This is a genomic window from uncultured Shewanella sp. (assembly GCF_947491715.1).
In the GTDB taxonomy this organism is placed as follows: Bacteria; Pseudomonadota; Gammaproteobacteria; order Enterobacterales; family Shewanellaceae; genus Shewanella.
In genome coordinates this window covers 98,090-119,756 of sequence record NZ_CANLKR010000001.1, presented here as the reverse complement: position 1 = coordinate 119,756, position 21,667 = coordinate 98,090, and the positions used below count along the sequence as shown (strand labels likewise).

19 protein-coding genes are annotated in these 21,667 nt (G+C 40.1%); 10 read left to right on the top strand and 9 right to left on the bottom strand.

Annotated elements, in window-relative coordinates:
• Positions 1-10: 10 nt before the first annotated feature.
• The gene (gene erpA, locus Q0779_RS00470) at positions 11-361 is read right to left on the bottom strand and encodes an iron-sulfur cluster insertion protein ErpA (RefSeq protein WP_298768373.1); all 351 of its coding nucleotides are present in this window, start codon (positions 359-361) and stop codon (positions 11-13) included.
• 19 nt (positions 362-380) lie between these two features.
• A complete protein-coding gene (locus Q0779_RS00465) occupies positions 381-1,157 on the bottom strand; it encodes a DUF6776 family protein (RefSeq protein WP_298768372.1) in 777 nt (258 codons plus the stop codon).
• Between the two features lie 73 nt (positions 1,158-1,230).
• On the opposite strand from Q0779_RS00465, the gene Q0779_RS00460 reads away from it, so the two are divergent.
• The 7 genes from Q0779_RS00460 to nhaD all read left to right on the top strand — a co-directional run bounded on the left by Q0779_RS00460 (position 1,231) and on the right by nhaD (position 10,334).
• Positions 1,231-2,940, top strand: coding sequence for a chloride channel protein (locus tag Q0779_RS00460; RefSeq protein ID WP_298768370.1), 1,710 nt, complete (start codon positions 1,231-1,233; stop codon positions 2,938-2,940).
• Positions 2,941-3,096: 156 nt separating this feature from the next.
• The gene (locus tag Q0779_RS00455; protein WP_298768368.1) at positions 3,097-3,612 is read left to right on the top strand and encodes a hypothetical protein; all 516 of its coding nucleotides are present in this window, start codon (positions 3,097-3,099) and stop codon (positions 3,610-3,612) included.
• 139 nt (positions 3,613-3,751) lie between these two features.
• Positions 3,752-4,945: a hypothetical protein gene (locus Q0779_RS00450; RefSeq protein ID WP_298768366.1), complete on the top strand. Its 1,194-nt coding sequence runs from the start codon at positions 3,752-3,754 to the stop codon at positions 4,943-4,945.
• Positions 4,946-5,147: 202 nt separating this feature from the next.
• The gene (locus tag Q0779_RS00445; protein WP_298768365.1) at positions 5,148-6,170 is read left to right on the top strand and encodes a hypothetical protein; all 1,023 of its coding nucleotides are present in this window, start codon (positions 5,148-5,150) and stop codon (positions 6,168-6,170) included.
• A 289-nt stretch (positions 6,171-6,459) separates the two neighbouring features.
• A complete protein-coding gene (locus Q0779_RS00440) occupies positions 6,460-7,479 on the top strand; it encodes an aspartate carbamoyltransferase (RefSeq protein WP_298768364.1) in 1,020 nt (339 codons plus the stop codon).
• A 60-nt stretch (positions 7,480-7,539) separates the two neighbouring features.
• A complete protein-coding gene (gene hemL / locus Q0779_RS00435) occupies positions 7,540-8,826 on the top strand; it encodes a glutamate-1-semialdehyde 2,1-aminomutase (RefSeq protein WP_298768362.1) in 1,287 nt (428 codons plus the stop codon).
• A gap of 260 nt (positions 8,827-9,086) precedes the next feature.
• On the top strand, positions 9,087-10,334 hold the full coding sequence (gene nhaD, locus Q0779_RS00430; protein WP_298768360.1) for a sodium:proton antiporter NhaD: 1,248 nt from the start codon (positions 9,087-9,089) through the stop codon (positions 10,332-10,334).
• A gap of 146 nt (positions 10,335-10,480) precedes the next feature.
• On the opposite strand, the gene Q0779_RS00425 is transcribed toward nhaD, so the two are convergent.
• Positions 10,481-10,786, bottom strand: a complete 306-nt coding sequence (locus Q0779_RS00425; protein WP_298768357.1) for a hypothetical protein — start codon at positions 10,784-10,786, stop codon at positions 10,481-10,483.
• Between the two features lie 227 nt (positions 10,787-11,013).
• Here Q0779_RS00425 and Q0779_RS00420 point away from each other — a divergent pair, with 227 nt between their 5' ends.
• On the top strand, positions 11,014-12,435 hold the full coding sequence (locus Q0779_RS00420) for a linear amide C-N hydrolase (protein WP_298768355.1): 1,422 nt from the start codon (positions 11,014-11,016) through the stop codon (positions 12,433-12,435).
• A gap of 601 nt (positions 12,436-13,036) precedes the next feature.
• Here Q0779_RS00420 and Q0779_RS00415 read toward each other — a convergent pair.
• From Q0779_RS00415 to Q0779_RS00405, 3 genes are all read right to left on the bottom strand, one after another.
• A complete protein-coding gene (locus Q0779_RS00415) occupies positions 13,037-13,591 on the bottom strand; it encodes a hypothetical protein (protein ID WP_298768353.1) in 555 nt (184 codons plus the stop codon).
• 558 nt (positions 13,592-14,149) lie between these two features.
• Complete coding sequence (locus Q0779_RS00410; RefSeq protein WP_298768352.1) at positions 14,150-15,268, bottom strand: general secretion pathway protein GspB; 1,119 nt, start codon at positions 15,266-15,268, stop codon at positions 14,150-14,152.
• Entirely contained in the window at positions 15,268-16,947 is a 1,680-nt protein-coding gene (locus Q0779_RS00405) for an AAA family ATPase (protein WP_298768350.1), read from the bottom strand. Before Q0779_RS00405 ends, Q0779_RS00410 begins: the two co-directional genes overlap by 1 nt.
• 185 nt (positions 16,948-17,132) lie before the next feature.
• Between Q0779_RS00405 and Q0779_RS00400 the strand changes: the two genes are divergently transcribed.
• Both Q0779_RS00400 and Q0779_RS00395 read left to right on the top strand, forming a co-directional pair.
• Complete coding sequence (locus tag Q0779_RS00400) at positions 17,133-18,374, top strand: multifunctional CCA addition/repair protein (protein ID WP_298768348.1); 1,242 nt, start codon at positions 17,133-17,135, stop codon at positions 18,372-18,374.
• A gap of 216 nt (positions 18,375-18,590) precedes the next feature.
• Entirely contained in the window at positions 18,591-18,845 is a 255-nt protein-coding gene (locus Q0779_RS00395) for an Lpp/OprI family alanine-zipper lipoprotein (protein WP_298768346.1), read from the top strand.
• A gap of 137 nt (positions 18,846-18,982) precedes the next feature.
• On the opposite strand, the gene Q0779_RS00390 is transcribed toward Q0779_RS00395, so the two are convergent.
• The 3 genes from Q0779_RS00390 to Q0779_RS00380 all read right to left on the bottom strand — a co-directional run bounded on the left by Q0779_RS00390 (position 18,983) and on the right by Q0779_RS00380 (position 21,648).
• Positions 18,983-19,900 (bottom strand): L,D-transpeptidase family protein, encoded by a 918-nt coding sequence (locus Q0779_RS00390; RefSeq protein ID WP_298768343.1) that lies wholly within the window; start codon positions 19,898-19,900, stop codon positions 18,983-18,985.
• A gap of 83 nt (positions 19,901-19,983) precedes the next feature.
• A complete protein-coding gene (locus tag Q0779_RS00385) occupies positions 19,984-20,832 on the bottom strand; it encodes a methyltransferase domain-containing protein (RefSeq protein WP_298768341.1) in 849 nt (282 codons plus the stop codon).
• A 15-nt stretch (positions 20,833-20,847) separates the two neighbouring features.
• Positions 20,848-21,648 (bottom strand): undecaprenyl-diphosphate phosphatase, encoded by an 801-nt coding sequence (locus tag Q0779_RS00380; protein ID WP_298768339.1) that lies wholly within the window; start codon positions 21,646-21,648, stop codon positions 20,848-20,850.
• Positions 21,649-21,667: the final 19 nt, after the last annotated feature.

The window sequence follows — 21,667 nt, the reverse complement described above, 5'->3', positions numbered from 1 at the left end:
TCCTAGAGTGCTATACTGAAAAGCTGGCGCCGCACCCACAAGTGGTTGTGGCATTGGGGTTTTTCACAAAAAAGCGTGAACCTTCTAAGCCAGAGGTATAATCCACTTCTCCTCCCATCAAATATTGAAGGCTCATAGGATCAACAACGAGCTTAACACCTTGTTTTTCTACGATGAAATCACCTTCATTAATTTTTTCATCAAAAGTGAACCCATATTGAAAGCCAGAGCAACCACCACCGGTCACATATACTCGAAGCTTCAATGCTTCATTTTCTTCTTCATCAAGCAATACTTTTACTTTCGAAGCCGCAGCATCAGTAAAACTAATGGGCAACGTATCTTCTGTTTCTTCTGTCATGACGACCTCATAAAACGGTTTACTGAGTAAGATTATCTAATGCCTGACTACTTTGATCAAGTATTCCATCAGCATCTTTTTCTTCTAGCTGTAACTCTTTCAATGTGTACTCTTTTTCTGTTTCAGATCCTTTAGACCAACGACCTTTAGGCACTTCAACTTTCACTTTTATACTGGACAACAAAAAGTCTTTTGGAAAAATAACCGACGTTTCTAACACTTGAAAATAACGAAATTGAAATTGAAATGGCGTCTTAGATAGCTCACTTAATCGGATTGTCTTACGCTTGCCTTTTGATAAGCCAATAAAAGTGACTTTAGCACTCCCTTTTAATGATTGTTTCCTCGCTTGCAATTGAGTCAACACTAATTTAATGCGATATTGTTCAGGCAATAAGTCTTCTGATAATTCAAAACCATTTATCACAACACCATCAGCATTACTTTCAGGAGACATGATACTACGGTAAAACGCCAGCTCTCTTTCTAATTCTTTTTGCTTAGTATGCTGTGCCTCAAACATAGCTTTCATATCATCATTTGTTTGAATCGCCATACTTAACTCAAGCTTTCTTGCCGCGAGTTGTTGATTTAACACTTGCACTTTTGTCTGTTCACCGCTTACACTTTGTGCAGTATCATCAGCCTTAATATTGACTAAAGGCATGATTGCATTAAGTGTCATGCCACCTAGAATAAAAACAACCACTAACAAAACTAGCAAGTTCACTCTAGATGAATGGAATTGACGCTCCATTGCTTGCAGGCGATCTAGCCAGCGATAATATTTTGACATTTAGCTACAACCTCTCTGTGCCATTTGCACTCATACACTCATTAAAATGAGTCACATAAATCAGGATATATTTGTGCCATTGTCCAACAAAAAGTTAACCATAACATGGGATAAAAATGTTAGAACTAGTTTAAAAGACACACTTTCGCAAGCTAAAGTCAGTGTTCAACTGTGCTTGCTGGCATTAGTATTTGCCCTTATCGCCTCAACAGTTATCGTCATTTTTCGATCGCTACTCGTATGGCTTGATAGTTTTACACAAAACCAGCGATTCGATTTTACTGATCTGATTGACGACTGGCGAGTATTATTACCCATTTTCGGTGCATTGTTAATTTGGATAATAGCAAAAATGGGATCAAAACGTTACAAACGAATGGGGATTGCCTATGTATTGCACAGAGTGAAACTTCACTATGGTAAAATACCTCTTGCTTCTGCTCCTGCACAGTTTTTTCAAGCCTTATTTGCCTTAGCATCTCAATTTTCTGTTGGACGAGAAGGTCCTGCAATTCACTTAGGTGCTGTCAGTGCAAGTGTATTAGCCGAGAAACTTAAACTACCCGATAATAGTGTACGTATTATGTGTGCTAGCGGCATTGCCGCAGGTATTTCAGCTATCTTTAATGCCCCACTTGCAGCCGTTATTTTTGTACTAGAAGTCATATTACGCGAATATAAAATCCATTATTTTTTTCCCATTACCATATCCGCCATCTGCGGCGCATTATCGAGCCGATTAGTTTTCGGTAATATTCATGTTTTCGATCAAATAAGTGTAATGAAAATCCCACTCTCTCAATACCCTGTTCTCGCAATATCAGGGCTGATCTTAGGCTGTGTTGCGGCTTTTTTTAATTTTTCATTGCTCACATTAACAGAAAAATCTCAAAAATGGCCACTCTTGCAACGTCTACTCATCGCAGGCATTCTCACCAGTATCATCGGCTTATTTTTACCGCAAGCGATTGGCAGTAATGAGCACGCCATTAGTGAAGCAATACAGGCTAATCCCAGTATTACGCTATTAATCGCCATATTAATCGGCAAAATTTTTGCTACCGTTGCCGCTGTAGGACTTGGGATCCCAGGCGGATTAATTGGGCCTCTCTATGGTATTGGTGCTTTACTTGGGGCGATTATTGCTGTCTTTTTTCAACAATGGTTCCCGTCTATGACTCCCTTTATTGGCCTTTATGCCATTATAGGTATGACCGCTATGATGGGAGTCTGCTTAAGCGCCCCTTTAGCAGCATTGGTCGCCCTCATTGAACTTAGTGATAATACAGCCATAATCTTACCTTCAATGTTCGTTATCATACCTGCTTTTCTTATTTCACATCAATTATTTAAGACAAAATCTATTTTTTTCAGACAACTTGAAATAATGAAGCTTGGTTTTAAAGTAACCGCCGTCAATTTAGGGTTACAGAAAATTGGTGTCAGAGCCATCATGAACAAGAATTTCATCATAGTCAAAAATGATAATGCGCATTTACTTGAAGCGTTAAATGAACAGCCAGGCCGGCCCATTTTGACTTATAACCAACAAGGGGAGGTTGAAATAGTAGAGCTCGAATTACACTCAAGTCATACAGAAACAACATTAATAAAAAGAAAAGTAAATGGTTTATCTGATACTTGTACATTAAGCGAAGTCTATCAACAGCTCTCTACGCAGAGGAGGGGAAATGTATTTATCATTGATCAAACCAACCAAAATATTGTCGGCATAATATCTTGGGAAGACTTACAATCGGAGATTAAAGCCGAGCAAATTTAAACTGATTAGACCAGTTTCTCACAACAGGTCCCACTATTTTATATTCATATCACGATATTCATGGGACTATAGACACTAACAGAAAAATTATTTTTTAGTATGATAAGTTACAATAGGCTGGATTGAACCTACCGGTCGAATTACTCGGAGTCTAATATGAGCACTACAATCCAACCTTCATCATCTTATATTAATAGTTCAATTCATGACAATTCAAGTGATAATCAAATGGAATCGGTTAAATCAACGTCACAAGACCATGACACATTGCGGGAACTCAGAGAAAGCAGTGAAAAAGGCTTTCCGAGCAGCATGACTAAATTATATCAGCTTTCTTTAGGCTCTGGTGAACAAGCACAGCAAGCAGAACAAATATTAGCCAGTTTAGAGCCAAAGCCTATTAACCTCGATGTGAGCAGTAAAAGCATACTGCAAGCAGTCCAAACCTTAGATAAAACCTGTAATACAACAAGCCAAACAAATGAAACAAAAGCAGCTCGTCTCGCGCTAACACGCACCTTTGGCTCTGATGTGTCAACAGTGCCTCTCACTGACTTAATTTTAACCAACAGTCATAAAGACTTTAGCTCAAGTAGCAATGAACTTGATAGTAATAATACTTTTCAATCGCAAAGTCAGTATTACAGAGATATACTCACAAAAAATAAATAATCCATCAATTCTGCTTTTCACAATGGATAAGAGAAATTCAATATTATTGATTGTCTCTACATTTTAATAGAAGCATATTGATCATACATTATCTTTAACCAATATGATTAATATTCTTCTTGAAATTTAGGTAATTTCAATGACACTTATCTCTCCAAGTAAAACTAGCTGTCTTCATAATATTGAACTCCCCCATGTTCAAGAAAGTATTAATAAGTTAGACTTACTTTTTAGCGAACAATATATATCAAAAGAAACATTTAAGACTTTAAACCTACGTACAACATTAGACGAGCTTAAACACTTTGCAAAACAAGGTGATTTCTCCAGTATCGATTTACTTTTTACATTAACAAGTCGATGCGATGAAATAGGTCTTCTTGCAACTCAAATATTATTAGAAATAAAAGAAGGTGCCCCAAAAGGTTCTCACGAAGAAGAGGTCTTTACCCTTCATTGTGAGAATTTTTATCAGCAATGTCATTTAAATGAAATAAATCATCGCTCACCACAACTGTGCCAGTTATCCATTAATATGTTAAAAATATTAATGGATATCATGCTTACTGGAAACAATACACGTAACCAAGACATTTTTAATTTAATTCAAATACTGCAAAACAAATCACTTACAACTCATAACTATGCACAAGAAACACACTCACTCGTCTCTCATCCTGTTTCTATGATCGAAGAGAAAGGTTTCATTGCTATATTAAGCACTAAAAGTCAATCAGCAGATAATCTGAGCAATACAATTTTACAAGAAAATGGACATCACATTATGGATAATACTATCTCAGAAATAAGTCATTCTGAACTCAGCCCCTATTTACCGCTTAATGAAGGTTACCAAGATAGTGCAGCTCATTTTATGACTCACAGTCAGAAGATAGACCCTATTTCTCAAACCCGTCATGAATTCATTGAGTTTCTTCATGAAATTAGAAAGTCCACCTATTTCAGTGATACTGTCATGGAAAAGTTAATCCATAAATGGGATGTTAATAATCCGATTTTTATCCCTAAGCCTGATATTGAAAGCACCTATTCATCAACCGCAGCAATGACAGATCAGCATTGGCAATCTCGTCTATCAAGACCTTATTCAGTCGACCAAGACACAATAAATACAACATCAAATAACACCAGCAGTAATAACACTAGCCACACAGCATCAACTTCACGTCCGCCCCTTTCTCAAGACTCCCTTGAGATCACTCATGATGATATAAAAATGGATACCAATACTTTATCTGATGAAGAGACTACGACGAAACCCTTATCAGAAAAACTATCGACTTGGTTTGCCTCATTCTTATTCAAGAAATAATCTTTATAGATATATTCGCTTTAACTTAAATATACTGACAATTCCTTTTAACTGATATAAAAAACTATATCATTTTATTTAATGATTCAACCAAAACTGGTTTGACCACTAGGGCGAATATATTTCTATTTTTGGAAGAGGTTCAACATATATTTAAATAATATAAGCAACAATTATTACCATTCTTTATACTGGAAAAGAAATGACTATCCCAACTGTCGCATCAGGCAATATTAATACTGTCATATCAGAAGATTTAAACCTTCAAAGTCAACATGATTCAATAATATCAAAACCCTTTACTGACAATGAAAGCATGCAAAGAGAAGTCGGTGGTTTACTGACATCTTTACGTGAAAATGCCTTCAATAGCGACACTAATAGTATAAATTTGCTAATAAAAATTGCCATTAAACCTGAAATTAATTGTGAACCCGATTTAGCCGCTAAAGCGGCCTGTGACATTTTACAAGATTTGCAAAATAAATCAGAAATAGACAGCCACCGATTTAATACCCTGCAAAATACAGCTAAAGAAGCGTACCAGCTTGCTAAACAAAATCATACCGAAGAAACACTGCCAAAACCCATTTTAGAATTAGCGTTAAATGCTGCGTTAGCCAGCGAAGATGATGAGGTCGTGATTGCTATTCTCGATCTTTTAGCACCAGTAAAACAACAAAGCATCCCCAATTCCATAAAGCCAATTGACGTACGTAACCTATCTGCAGAAGAACTTGATAGAGCCGTAGTATATGTTCCCACTGAACACGCGATTTTGACACACCAAGAAGCCAAATTATCATACCATGATCAAGTGCTAGAAAGTATCCTGACTCTAGAAGGGAAGCATAAACCTGAATCTTGGATTCAAAAAATGGTCAATAATCTAGTGAGTAAATGGGAACAACAAAATCCTGTTAAAAATTTTGAACAAACTGAACCAACAGTTAAAACCGCTCCTAAAGCCATCGAATATAGTCCATTACAAGCTCAATTGGCTAAACAAAATCCAATTCCACATCAAACTGTCCATACTGAAAGTCCTCACTCAGGGATGGAATATGACCTCATGGTGGGAGAGCCTAGTATTCCTGTTAAATCAGAATCAAGCTCAAAACCTCAAGAAAAATATTCATATAACCCAGTCAATTTAATTGCTGGCGGTGTCAGTAATGTGGCTAGCGGTATCAGCAGTGCTTGGTCATATTTGAGAGGTCAATAAACTCAGCCATAGACCAGCGTGATTAAATTCCATTAACACATACTCAAACAGGCCAACGATTTCATGATGGCCTGTTTGTCTTCCTTCAACTAACCACGTTCATCCCCTTACTCAACATTCATCTCATTTGCTCTCAAGCAAACACTATTAACTTCTTACCTCACTTCTGTTATCATCGCGCCTCAGCCACGTACGACTCTACTTTCTTCAACTTTGGGCTTTATGTTTCTCTGTGAGTGTTAAGACACGCAAACTGACAACATGACCCTATAACATTGGAAACAGGCTGATGACTCAGTTTCAAGGATCGCATATCCTCTCAGTAAACCAGCTCGACTTGCATGCCATTGATACAATTTTTGATGTTGCCACCCAAATGACTCCCTATGCCTTAAGACAAAAACGCACGCGTGTCCTTGATGGGGCAGTATTAGGCAATCTATTTTTTGAGCCTAGCACGCGTACTCGCGTCAGTTTTGGTTGTGCCTTTAATCTACTCGGCGGACATGTGCGCGAAACAACAGGCATGGCCTCATCGTCACTTTCAAAAGGGGAGTCCTTATACGATACCGCTCGCGTGTTATCCACCTACTCTGATGTGATAGCCATGCGCCACCCCGATCCTTTTTCAGTTCAAGAGTTTTCCGAGGGCAGTCGTGTCCCAGTGATCAACGGCGGCGATGGCGCCAATGAGCACCCCACTCAAGCATTACTGGATTTATTTACCATTCAAAAAGAACTGGCTGCAGGTGGCCGAAATATCAATGGGCTGCATATTGCCATGGTCGGTGATTTACGCTTTGGCCGCACTGTGCATTCTTTGTCTCGTTTATTGTGTATGTATACTAATGTCACTTTTACCCTCGTCTCTCCAAATGAGCTGTCAATGCCTGAAACGGTGTTGGCGGACATTGAGAAAGCGGGTCACCGAATACAAGTAACCGACAAACTTGAAGGCCATTTAGATCAAGCCGACATTTTATACCTGACGCGTATTCAAGAAGAACGCTTCCCTTCACAAGAAGATGCCAATCAATACCGAGGAAAGTTTCGATTAAATAAAGGCATTTACACTCAACACTGTAAATCTAATACCGTGATTATGCACCCATTACCCAGAGATTCCCGTGCAGCAGCCAATGAATTAGATAGCGACCTTAATAGTCACCCTAATTTAGCGATTTTCAGACAAGCCGATAATGGACTGCTCATTCGTATGGCACTGTTTGCATTGACATTGGGAGTCGATAAACAACTCACACAATATGAATGCCCCGTCAATTGGTATTCACGTAAAGCCGACTTTTAATCGACGGCCATGACGCGGTCGATAATAGGATTAATTTATCATTTTTAGTAAGGATGACACATGACACGTTCTGATACGCTTTTTGCTCAAGCAAAGAACAGCATTCCAGGTGGTGTAAACTCCCCTGTTCGCGCTTTTAATGGTGTGGGAGGCTCTCCCCGTTTCATTGAAAAAGCAGACGGCGCTTATATTTATGATGCTGATGGCAAAGCCTACATTGACTATGTTGGTTCTTGGGGACCCATGATTTTAGGCCATAATCATCCCGCCATTCGTCAAGCAGTACTTGATGCGGTTGACAATGGTTTATCCTTTGGTGCGCCAACAGAGCTTGAAATACAAATGGCTGAAAAAGTCATTGATATGATGCCCTCAATTGAACAAATTCGTATGGTAAGTTCGGGTACCGAAGCCACCATGAGCGCCATTCGTTTAGCCCGCGGATTTACCCATAGAGATAAAATTGTCAAATTTGAAGGTTGCTACCATGGACATGCCGACTGCTTATTAGTCAAAGCCGGCTCTGGTGCCCTCACCTTAGGCCAACCTAGCTCCCCGGGCGTTCCTGAAGACTTTGCCAAACACACCCTCACCGCAGTCTATAACGACCTCGACTCTGTTAAAGCCTTTTTTGAGCAATACCCCGAAGACATAGCCTGCATTATTTTAGAGCCCGTCGCAGGTAATATGAATTGCATTCCACCTGTTGAAGGTTTTTTACAAGGCTTAAGAGCATTATGTGATGAGTACGGTGCCTTGTTAGTAATTGATGAAGTGATGACAGGCTTTCGCGTCTCTAAAACCGGTGCTCAGGGTCATTACGGCGTGACGCCGGATTTAACCACCTTAGGTAAAGTCATTGGCGGCGGCATGCCTGTGGGGGCATTTGGCGGCCGTAAAGACGTCATGCAATATATTGCGCCAACAGGCCCGGTTTACCAAGCGGGCACTTTGTCGGGGAATCCTATTGCCATGGCGGCAGGTCTGGCTCAAATGAATGCACTATGCGAGGACGGCCTGTATGAAAAGCTCAGTGAAAAAACCAGACAAGTTGCACAAGGCTTTAAGACCTTAGCAGATAAACATGGTATTCCTATGACCATCAACTTGGTTGGCGGCATGTTTGGCTTCTTTTTCACAAAAGAGCAAAACATCACGCGTTTTGAGCAGGTCACTCAGTGTAATCTTGAGCATTTCCAGACTTTCTATCATGGCATGCTTGAGGAAGGGATTTATCTGGCACCGAGCGCTTATGAAGCCAGCTTTTTATCTATGGCTCATGATGATGAAGCCATTGCACTCACGTTGGCCGCAGCCGATCGCGTACTCGCCTCAATGGTCCAATAACACTTTCACGATAAAATAATCGCATGCTCTTAAAAGTGTGAAGAGATGCGATTATTCTATTGTGCTTATCAACCCATTTTATTAACTCTTGCCCAACAACATACCAACATACTGAAAATAAAGTTATTTTTATTATTTTCTCTTGCCAAGTGTTAACGGCTGTGGTCAGATCCTCTTCCAAATTGTGTTTATTTTATCAATGCAATTGAAATCCACTTTTCTTTACCAAAAATGCCATTTATCACTGTTGGAATGCCACCATGCTGTCTTTTTTCTTGATCTCATTAGCTGTCCTTGCACTGCTTAGTATTATTTTTGAAGAAGTCACTCATATCAATAAAGCCAAAACCACCTTATTTTTAGGCTGTATTGCTTGGGTCACCTTATTCATTTGTGCGAAAACCCCGACTCAGCAACACATAGTGTCTGAGCAACTCAATGAAAATTTATTGGAAATTGCCACGCTCTGGCTATTTTTAATGTCGACCATGACCTTTGTCGCTTACCTCAATGCCAAAGGCCTTATTCAGGGGTTAGTGCAAAAGATCTTTCCACAGCAATTATCGGTGCGATTACTGATGATTTTAGTGGCCCTATTTTCACTGGTGCTCTCCTCATTTTGTGACAATGTGACATCAACCCTCGTCTCCTTGGGCTTGTTAACCACCTTTAAGCTCGAAGCCAAAGTCCGCTTGCGTATGGCTGTACTGATTATTTTTGCGGTCAACTCTGGAGGCGTGGCATTGATCACAGGGGATGTCACCACCTTAATGATTTTCTTAGAAGGTCATGTCAACATCTCTGAATTGTTAATGCTGTCCATTCCATCCATGATAAGTGTCATGTTACTGGCGATTATTTTTTCGCTTAAATCAACAGGGCAAGTCAGCACGACACCTATTAAGCATCAATATCAGGCCGTCGATATTATTATCGCCGTTATCTTCTTTAGCACCATTTTAGCCACAATGGCCTTAAATGTGCTTTATGCAATCCCACCTGTACTGACCTTTTTAACCGGCCTGTCTGTCATGTTCTTAATTGGCCATATTTTTCGCAGTAACAAGGAAGAAAGCCGAATATTGGAATATGTCCGCCAAATCGAATATGACACCTTGCTGTTCTTTTTAGGGATCTTATTACTTGTGGGCATGCTCAAAGAAATTGGCACACTAGATTTACTGGCACAAGCGTATACAAAGTTTGATCCGAATATCTCCAACTTCATTACTGGTATCGGCTCAGCCCTGCTGGATAATGTTCCTTTAACCGCCGCGTTATTGAAAGCCGATCCGATTTTAAATACCCCCGAGTGGCTCAGTTTAACTTATGCTGTCGGTGTGGGTGGCTCGCTATTAGTCATCGGTTCAGCCGCGGGGATTATTGCCATGACCAAAGTGAAAGAGCTCACCTTTGTCAGTTACTTACGCTATGTCCCTGCCCTATTCATTTGCTACAGCCTAGGTTATAGCCTCACGCTGTACTTGGCCTATCATTTTTATTCTTAAGCTTTTCCCACTTAAACTTTAGTCATTGATGAAATACCAACAAAGGCAACTAACGTTGCCTTTGTTATATGCTCATTACTCTTCGATTAGTCCTTGCTTTTTAAGCTCCGAAGTAATAGCTCCTCTTGTACGTTCATGAAGATCAGCTAGATTATCTTGCGGCTCATCTGCTGTAAACTCAGCTGCGAGCACATTTCTTTCCTCTTCAGTCCAAGGTAGCCCCGCATTTTTAGGTAAGCCATTTTCAATATTATCTGAGCGTTTTTGCTCAATGGTTTCTTTATTTTCTGCTTCTTTTTAGGTGGGTGCTTAATATGATTAATGACAGCGAAAAGTGCCCTAATTGTATCAGGGTGATTATAAGGTGACTCATTGGGTAACACTTCGCCTGTTAAAGGATCAATTCCATTAGCTAAGGCTTCAATAATTTTTAGATGTGTATCCATACTCATTCTCAGCTCCGATATCTGATAAGTATATCACCTTTATATAGCGCATAATTTCACAATTAGCCATTATAAATCAATGTGATAAAAATAAAACAATGACAGTCTGTAATAGGCTGTAATAGATTCTTTTACTTTTTAGAATAAAATTAATACCAACACTTGCCCCGATGCGCTTTTTAAAGATTGCTAAGTCACGGATATCATTCACCCCTTTTAAAAGGAATTTCACTATGTGTACCGACTTCTCTATTAAAGCACTCACCCTAGATCCAGATAAAAGCATTCCAGTCATTGGTCGCTCGATGGAACTGGGTTCCAATTTACAGTCTCAATTATTTTTCAGAGGAAAAGCATTTCACTACACTCAGTGTGCATCGAAATCACTGGAAGAATTATTAAAGGATAAGGGCCGAACTGAGTTTATTCCTCGTCGAGATATCAAACAGATTATCCCAAACCTATTAACTTGGAATGGAAAATATAACTTTATTGCACTCAATGGATTTGCCACAAAAATAAGTCAAACTCTGGGTTTAAAAGATGACTTATATGCCAACATAGCAACCAATGGCATGAATGATAAAGGGCTCACAACTGGCACTATGGTATTGGCTCAATCTGAATATCAAAACCCATTTGATGAAGATGCAAAACCCATCGCCTCAAAAGGTATTGTTTTCTATCCAAGTATTACCACTTGGATCTTATCCAATTGTGCTACCTGCCAAGATGTCATCGACAGTTTGCAGTATGGCTCATTGACGGTAAATTCAAATGGTTCATCCCTCGTTGAAAGCCAAATTGACAACAAAGATAAAATCTTAGTCGCCAATCCATTTGAACCGGTCACCGTTCCCAGTCCGATGAATTTTCATTTTCCAGTCCATGATGCACTAGGTAATAGCATAGTGCTTGAGTATGTAAAAGGACAATTACAGATCACAGATCTAAACCCAATCGGCGCACTCACAAACGATCCCTTAATCGCTTGGCAACAAGAAAATGTTATCAATAATTATGTCAACGTGGTGCCGTTTAACTTTCAAAATGATGAAGGCGTACCTGATACACCGAGTATCATTGCATACAAGCAGGCAGCGTATAAATTCCAGAGCTTTTCTCATGCGCAAGGTACCGGTTTTTCGGGACTCCCTGGTAGCTCTACACCTGTTGACCGATTTGTTCGTGCCTCAATGATGAGTAATTTTTCCTTTCCCGTCTTCCAACTATTGAATAAAAAAGATATAGACGAAGTCAATGCTTTTAAGACAAATGCCAACTATTATGCCAAATTATACAGTGAGCAATCGCCAATCGAAGCTGATATCACAGTAGGAAAAGCGGACGCAACTACGCTGGCTTTTCATATTCTCAATACCGTCGACATTCCCCTTGGTACCAGCCGAGACTCAAAAGGAAAGAGTGTTCATGATTATGCTCAATGGGTTACGGTATCAGACTTAATCAATAAAACGTTTTCTGTGCGTATGTATCAATCACCACAGGTATTTGAGTTTGACCTGCAGAAGTTAGATTTTAAAGGTCTTGAATCTTATCTATATGAACTCGATAAAAATATTAAATCGATTAATGTCACTAACGAGGTCAACCAACACTCAAGCTTACAACAACAAACAGAAAATACATTTTAATCTGGATCAATTATAAGAAGCTGAACTAAAGGTCCTTTGTGTGATCAGTGCTATCAGACGAAGGGCCTATGGATAAGTTAGAAGAGTTATTTCTGTTATGACTATTTTACTCCTGAGTGGGAGCGACAATATCTCACCAACGGGACACATAACACTGACGCAGAATGGTAATAAGCGCTAATGATACTCCTCCCTCTGTAGACACTTTTGACATAAAAACCAAAATAAACAATTTAATATCAAACAGACTTATTCTTAGATCTAGCCTGTAATAAATAAAAAACGTCTTCGTCTACTCACCATAAAGATGAGTAATAAAGTGAAGTCGTCAACTAATTCTGACCACGGCTGTATGTTCACTCTTAGCAATTTCTCTGATTTATCAGTCGTTAATCCTCCATGATCTTGATAATGCCTGACAAGGTTCTAATACCGAGTGATATATTCACTAATCGCGATTTTAGCCTCATAAATGAGAAGTAACCTGTTATTGAATCCATTCAGTTTTAGAACTTTTAAAGAAGCGTTTTATTGGACAATTGACGCTCCCATATCAGCTTTCACCTAACCCCCTTGTCATCTGTCGCAACAGCTGAAGACACTATTGCGGCTGAGGCCTTAACAATCTTAAAATGAATGGTTTTATGCATAAGGCCGTCAATAATGAAATTAATGCCGTTACTAATACACCGATAAATGGAATGATGGCCCCAGTAAACAGTATTGACCCCAATACATAACCAAAAATACACTCCGCTCTATAAATCGGTAAGAACAACCCCACCAATAGCAAACCTAAAGATAAATATATGGCAATATTACCGTAACCAATAGTAAAGCTGACTGACTGTAAAAAGCTTAACATCAGCATTCCCAGAAAACCCATGAGTGCTCTATTTAAAACTTTTCTTGATACTGAACTATCACTAGGTTGAAAATTGACACGCTTTTTTATCCGCGCCATAGCAAGCCAAGCTAAAAATGGAAGAATAAAGAGTCCCCACCAGTTTGATATGGCGGGATAATCTGGGCTGTGCAGCAAATGATGGCTCACTATTCCACCGTTTAAATGTTCCCAGAGTAGATGCCCGGCTTCGAAAATAACGGCCATTGAAATCACGTAATATGTTAGCTTTCTAAAGTTTGCTTCAGTCATATTCATCCTTAAATGTTATTGATCCTAAATGGGTCGATTAACCTCTCTACAGAGCACTTGTTTATATACGTTAGCTGCTGATTTCCCAAACGCAACCAAAATAGCAAGTAGCCACCACTCTTCACTCTATAAAGAAAAAGTATCACCTAGCCATTATATGTGTAAACAAAATGTTTAACCATTTTGAGACTGAATGGAGAAACAAGCTGAATTAATTAATATTACTCACAAGTTTGCATTTCCCAGCGAATAAGAAAGTCCCAAATCAAGCTACAAAGTAGCCCTGCTCAAAACAACACACTGGCTTATCTTGTTGCTTTTAAAACCAGTGTGAATATAAAAATAACCATCGAAGGCAAGGATGCCTTCGTCTGAGCCTATAGGGACATATCCACGGCGAGTTATTTTTGTATTTACACAAAAGCCTGCGGCAGCAATAAGGCTACAAACTGAAAAACACTAGCCAATACCAAAGAAGCCAAACGCTAGTTTACATTTGACCCAATGTGAGTGGGCACTCACGATCGCACTATGTGGGTGGCGATGCCACCCAACTCCTTATGCTGCAGGTACTGAAAATTTATTCCCCGAAATCTCAAGCACCACATCTTGCGGCCGTATTTCAATAATTTTCAGTTTACCTTGAATTTTATCACCTTGTTGTAACTCTATGCCATCGACGTTAAGCCAACGTTTGTCCACATTACTGGAATACACATGGCCATTGATATTAAACTCAGGTACTTGTAATTGAACGGCTGTAGGTAATTGTCCATATTTAGGCACCTTAGCAGCGTCAAAGGATGCCTGAGTTGAAGCTTGAGTTGATGTATTAGCTGATGCTTGAGGATCGGGAGTTTGTGCATGCTCCCTTTCGACTTGCCTGAGTTCTTTTTGAAGCTTAGCAATCAGTAATGTGCTGTCTTCATTGTCGGCAGCAGTATTCACTGTGGTCGATGTCTGCCTTGCTTCAGTCTGTGACGCTCCTGTGGCCTGAACTGGCTTAGGCTTAGATTGGGCGTTCACCTGAGCAGGCTTTTCGTGCAGTCCCACTTCAGATGCCGCTATCGCCACTTCTTTTTTTAACGCCGCTAAGACATCTTGACCTTTTTGATTGCTGTTTGCTCCAAGGATAATAGGTGCTTGCGCTGCCATGTCACTTTTAGCCTCAATTGTAAGGGTTTTTCCTGTCACAGGCCTAGGCAAGTTCTCTGCCACCGTTGAAGAAGGCATGTCGGTTTGACGTAAAGTTGCCACTCTCGAAATCGGTTGAACTTGTGGAAGCGGCTGGGCTTGTGGCACGGGTAACATGGCTTTCCCCACAAAAGTGACGGGCGCAATTGTGGCTTTTTCATTTTGGTTCACTTCAGTAACAGGGCTCTTTTCTTCTTGTGTATTTTCAGAGCCTAATCGCATGTTTTTAGAGATGGTTTCTTCATCATTCACAGCCATTTCAAGCTTTGATGGCGCAGAGTTAACCCCAAATGGGTTCAGTGCCTGTTTCACAACCCAAGCCAGCACAATGGACAAAGCAATCATCATGACGAAAATAATGACTTTTTTAACGATAGGCGAACGGCGCGGTTTGGCATACAAATCCAATCTTGGCGTGAGTACGGGATCAATATGCGCTTCTTGCTGTTTCGAACGGGTCACAGCATCTAATAAAATTGACATTAATAATGCCCCCCTTTATGACCAACAGCTTTATCGCCTAATCTGGGACCTTGAGTACTTAAATATAAATTCAACTGCGATAACGTTTGACTACCAGCAATACCATCCGTTCTCAACCCATGTTGCTGCTGAAAAGTTTTAAGTTCTTCCTTTAACCCCTTATCAAAAGTACTCACTAAACGCGGCGGACGATCAAGGACTAAAGCTAAACTATTTTCTAGCCATTGTAATTGATTCACTGTCGCTCTCTCATCAATCACTATGGGAGCAGAAGCAGCCTCAGCAAACACTTCATATGTGCCAGAAAAATGCTGATTAAACCATTTTTTACTGACCCACAATTGCTGTTCATTCAATTGCAGCAAAACTTGTTCACTGTCAAATGCGAGCAAAGTGGCATAAAACAATTCGTCATTTTCATCCATAAGATAAACAATGGCAGGATAATTAAGCTTTAATAGTTGGGATAAATCGCCCTGTAATTGAAAGCATGCTAACCCTTGCATGCTCGCCGCTTGGCATCCCGTCAACCCGATATAAGGCGTTCTATTCCAAGCGCCTAATAAACTGGCGTAGGCAGGCGAAATGGTTCGGCTTTGCGTAATCGCTGATGTTAACATTGAGGAAGCTTTATTCACCTTGGCCTCTCTCAATGCTTTCTTTTCAACCTGCGGTTGCGCCCCGCCTCCCTCAGAAGCAGGTTTATTGACAGCTGCATTAATAGTCGTTGGCAGCTGTACTTGAGTTGTCTCAACCTGTTGCAATGATGCATCAGTACTTGCATTGATATAGAACCAATAAAACACAACAGAAAACACACTTATCGACGCCAATCCAGTAACCCAAGGAAATATGCTTCTTCTTCCCTTTTCTATTTCACCAGATACTTCAAAATAGGCCGATTTCACCATTTTGGCATCGATCACGCTGCGACTATGAGCAAACCCGGCCATTAACGCTCGCTCTGCAATCAAGTTAATTAATCTTGGAATGCCGCCACTGCATTGATGCAGTGCTTTAACCGCCCTTCGATTGAACAACAATTGTTGCCTTCCTGCGACTTGTAATCGGTGCAAGACATAAAAGCCCACTTCCTCTAACGTTAACGGCAATAAATGATAACGGGCGGTGATCCTTTGTGCCAATTGCCTCAACTCTTGCCGCCGGAGTAATTGTTGTAGCTCTGGTTGTCCAATCAAAATAACTTGCAATAACTTCTTAGTATCGGTTTCTAAATTCGTCAATAAACGCAGCTGCTCTAACACTTCAGGACGTAAATGTTGCGCCTCATCAATAATTAATACCGTGTTACGCTCGGCTTGGTGATTTTTTAATAAAAAGCGACTGATTAAATCCGTTAATTGTTTGATACTGGGATTATCCGTATACACAATACTCAACTCATCGCACAAGGTCGCTAATAATTCCTGCTCCGTTAATGACGGATTGAGGATAAATGCAGTATCTGTATTGGCAGGCAATTGATTAAGTAAACTACGGGAAACCGTCGTCTTCCCAGTCCCCACTTCCCCCGTTAACAGTACAAATCCCCCTGTTTCACCTAATCCATAGGTTAAATGTGCTAGCGCTTCTCTGTGCCTTCCACTGAGAAACAAGTAATGTGGGTTAGGCGCGATCGAAAAGGGGTTATCGCTGAGTCCATAAAAAGCCTTGTACATAACGTGCAAAAATCCTCAATAAAAAGTCCTGACCAAGGTAAAGCCAAGTGGTATTTTTGTCAAAATTAACTTATCCGTAAAATCGCCGTTATCCTCAAAAAGAGGCAAGATCAACAGCTTCACTTTTACCCCATACTGGGTCATGATAAGCTCATTATTATTTTTTGTTATTAAAATCAATTATTGTGAAAATATACCTTGTTGGCGGCGCCGTCAGAGACACATTATTACACCTTCCTGTTAAAGACAAAGATTACATGGTTGTCGGTTCCACCCCTGAAGAAATGCTGAGTTTAGGCTATAAACAAGTCGGCAAAGATTTTCCTGTTTTTTTACACCCTCAGACCCAACAAGAATATGCCTTAGCCCGCACAGAAAAAAAAGTCGCTTCCGGTTATGGCGGATTCCATTGTTATGCAGCACCTGACGTCACACTTGAACAAGATTTGTTAAGGCGCGATTTGACTATCAATGCCATCGCCCAAGACGAGTCCGGCACCTTAATTGATCCTTATGGCGGAGTCGAAGACTTAAATAAAAAGCTGCTCAAGCATGTATCGCCGGCTTTTGTGGAAGATCCTTTGCGCGTGTTACGTGTCGCTCGATTTGCCGCACGCTATCATTTACAAGGCTTTCGCATTGCCGATGAAACCTTAGCCTTAATGACAGAGCTCAGTCTCAATGGTGAATTAGCGGCATTGACTCCTGAGCGTGTTTATCAAGAATTAGAGAGTGCATTATCAACTGATTCACCTCATGTTTTTATTGCTGTTTTAAGGCAATGCCAAGCTCTCAACGTATTGTTTCCTGAAATTGATGCACTATTTGGTATTCCTCAACCCGAAAGATGGCATCCCGAAATTGATACCGGGCGTCATACATTGATGGTATTAGAGCAGGCAAGTCTTTTGAGTAGTGATAATGCGGTTCGATTTGCCGCATTGGTTCATGATCTCGGCAAAGCCTTAAGCCCAAAAGCACACTTACCTAAGCACCATGGACATGGTCAAAAAGGCTTGCCGCTCATTCGAGCACTATGCAGTAGAATGAAATTGCCCAAACGCTATTTAGATTTAGCATTATTAGCCAGCGATCAGCACCAAAACATTCACAACATCACCGAGCTTCGCGCTGAAACACTGCTTAAGATTTTCAATAAAGCTGATTTTTGGCGCAAACCGGAACGCGTCACTCAACTCGCACTCGTTTGTGAAGCAGACGCGAAAGGACGAACGGGTTTTGAGCATACCGATTACCCTCAATCTCAATACTTACAATATTGCTTCCAATCAGCAGGCTCTGTTTCAGTTCAACCCATTATTGAAGCTGGGTTTAAAGGCGCAGCAATTAAACAACAACTCGATATCGAAAGAATCAAAGCTATTAAAGAGGCAAAACATACACTGAACAAAAAAAATAATAATTAGCAGCAAACATTCATGTTTTATTAAGCCTATGTATGGCAAGGTAAAGGTGAGTTGTCATTCTTCTCACTAAGCTTGCAATTATAGTGATATTGTCTAAGGTATATGTTACCTAGCGTGAATGACATAGCAAATTCGATTTGCTATGCCATAATTAAACTTGTTGCAGCTATGTTTCATAACTGTTCAATTAAATTAACTGACTGAAGGGATTTCCCAATGAACAAAAAAATACTGATGATAGCTGGTGTTGCTATGACTGTAATGCTCGGTGGTTGCGCCTCAACTGGCGATCTTGAAAAGCTGAGCAATAAAGTCGATCAACTATCAGCGCAAGTAAATGCGATGTCATCTGATCAGGCTAAAATGGCTGCTGACATGAGAGACACTAAAGCCGCAGCTATGAATGCTGAAGCTGAAGCCAAACGTGCCAATGATCGTATCGACAACATCGCTTCATCTTACAGCAAGTAAGAAATGAGCTATCAGTATTGGCAACATCGACTATCAGTTGATGTTGCCTATTTCCCCCCTTTATCCATTTTAACCTTTATCCAATCAACATAAAAAAACGCCCATTATGGACGCTTTTATTTCCTTAACGACATACATTACTGGGATAGGGACTGAAATAACCCAACATTCACAGGCAAACCACTTTGCTGCATGATAGTCCTATCGACGGTATTGGTGTCAATATCATATTGATCCATAAACTTACGGTCTTTTTTAGATAAATTAACAACCTGAATTTGTTTTTCTTTACTCTTGGATAAAGGAGAATGCACTTCAATGAGTTTACGACCATCAGGCTCTGTGGCTGTCTTCACCGTTTGGTTAATCACTGTGACTTTTTCGCCTTGTGCTATATGGTGAAAAAGCCATTCAATATTATCAGGGCTCAAGCGTATACAACCAGCACTCACTCGCATACCTATTCCAAATTTTTGATTGGTGCCATGAATAAGATAACTGCCTCTACCATAAGCTAATTGAATAGCAAACTTTCCTAATGGGTTATCAGGGCCGGGCTTAACCACTGCAGGCAACACTTCACCACGCTCCTCTAAATGGGCTTTACGGATACTGGCTGGCGGTGTCCATGTAGGATTGGGGATCCTTGATTTCACTTTTGTCACCATAACAGGCGTTTCACTGCCTATTTTTCCAATTCCAACAGGAAATACATAGACCTTTTGTTTTCCCTTGGGGAAATAGTATAACCTTAATTCGGCCAAATTTATCACCACCCCTTCCCGAGGGACATCGGGCAGCAACATTTCTGTTGGAATAAGCAATAAGGTACCTTCTTTAGGCAAAAAAGGATCCACATCAGGATTTGCTGCCATCAACTCTAAAATACCCACATCATAATCTTTCGCTATCGTCTGAAAATACTCACCTTTTTGAACAATATGTTTTTGTACTTCTCCAATGAGTCGACTGTTTTGATCCGGAAGTGGATACACATTGGCCACACTGGTGAAAGGGAATACGACTAAGATGAACCACAACAATAAACGCATCATCTATCATTCTTTCCTATGGTTATTAAGGATCCTACATTAAGCACAGCACACAATGTCCAAAACAACAGACCATCAATATCAGACTATTTTTTTACCATTAGTGCCACAACAAAATCAATTTCAATAGCATCAAAATACGTTGAAGCGATCTGCTTACGTACTTTGTCGCTAGCTCTCCATGCGAAAGGAGTCATATCCAATAATGTTAACGCTTGCTCTCCAGAACACGATACCGTAAAAGCAACACGATGACTTTTTATCAATTCAACCTCTCTTGGTATACTTAAGTCTAGTTCTTTATTGACTAAATCAGTATAAATAAGCGATTTTATTTGCCATAAATGTCTAGATGAAGGGAGCACATGAAGAAAAACACCCTTACTTTTCAAAACCCTAAGCAATTCTTTGCCTTTTAAAGGTTTATCACTCAAAGTAACTAAGTCAAAACTACTATTGGTAAAAGGTAACGCTTTTAACTGACTCGCAATATAAGTATTCTCTGGTGCTGATTTAGCTGCTGCAAATAATGCATTCTCAGCTTCTGCAATACCCGTTTGCTCTAACTTGAAAGGAGCACCATGAGCATCTATCGATTTTGCAAGTGCACGCATATAGAAACCATCGCCACAATCAAAGTCCAATTGTGTTAACTCTGCTTGCTGTAAAATCTCCACATCCTTCTTACTCTCGACTAGCAAAGATGTCATCGCTTCAATTAAAGGTGTAAATAATCCACTCTCTAATAAATGACGCTTTGCCCGCATCACTTGCCTAGAGTCAAGCTTTGGTTTTTTCGCCTGACTCAATACCCAATAGCCTTTCTCATTCTTATCAAAATGATGTTTATTATCACAATATAACCCTTGTGAGGCCCCATGGACATGTAATGATTTTTTACATTGGGGGCATAAATAAATACTGCTTGTCGTCATCTTCTCATGCCTCTTTTATAAAAAGATAAAACCACAAAGTACCAGACCCAAGAGTAAGCGATAAATCACAAAGGGAGTCATACCCATTTTACTGATAATTTTTAGAAAATAATGAATACAGAGATATGCAGACACAAAAGAGACCACAATCCCTAAGCCCAATGCATGATAATCGATGGCTTGCTCACTTGAAATTAAATCTTTAGTCACCAATATTGCCGCTCCTAAACTCACAGGCACAGACATTAGAAATGAAAAACGCGCTGCAGCCTCTCGAGTCAAGCCTAACATTAACCCTGCTGTCATAGTGATCCCAGAGCGTGATGTACCAGGAATAAGCGCAACGGCTTGCGCTAACCCAATAAATAAGGCTTTTTTCCAGCCCACTTGAAATTCACTTAGCCCTTCTCGGCTCATTCTATCCGCCCACCACAATAGCAAGCCAAAAATAATGGTCGTCGCAGCGATCACTTCAATATTACGAAAATGCGTTGCAATAAAATCTTTCGCAGTAAACCCAACAACCACAGCAGGGATCGTGGCTAAAATAATCCACCAAGCTAAGCGACTTTCTTCATTTTGCTCTCGACTTACGATGCTCCCAGTCCAAGCGGTAAACATTGAAAAAAGCTCACGACGAAAATAAATAACCACCGCTAATAAGGAACCCGTATTAACCGCAACATCAAAAGATAAACCCTGATCTTGCCAGCCTAAAAGCTGAGCAGGCAAAATTAAATGCGCAGAACTTGAAATAGGTAAAAACTCGGTCAGCCCTTGGATAAGAGCTAAAATAATGACTTGAAAAGTATCCATAAATATCCAATACATATCA